Annotated in this window: 1 protein-coding gene; it reads right to left on the bottom strand. The window is 55.0% G+C overall.

The window, feature by feature from the left end:
• The coding region (locus tag FDX22_RS00585) for a polyprenyl synthetase family protein (RefSeq protein WP_186805267.1) at positions 1-220 on the bottom strand (220 nt) is incomplete at both ends.

The raw sequence follows: 220 nt of genomic DNA, 5'->3' as shown, positions 1-220 counted from the left end.
CCGGCTCCAGAAGGTGGCGACCATTACCTTGCTCAATCGCCTGGCGAATCATTTGCGCCTGCTCAGGAGTGCCGTGACGCATCGCATGCAGTAGCGGTAGCGTAGGTTTACCTTCGTTGAGGTCATCCCCGACGTTTTTACCCAACTGCTCGCCATCTGCGCTGTAATCCAGTAAATCGTCGATAAGCTGGAAAGCGGTGCCAAGGTAACGGCCATAATC

This window comes from Citrobacter sp. TBCS-14 (genome assembly GCF_005280805.1).
Taxonomy (GTDB): domain Bacteria; phylum Pseudomonadota; class Gammaproteobacteria; order Enterobacterales; family Enterobacteriaceae; genus Citrobacter; species Citrobacter gillenii.
The sequence above is the reverse complement of the archived record's forward strand: the minus strand, read 5'-3'. Positions and strand labels throughout refer to the sequence as shown.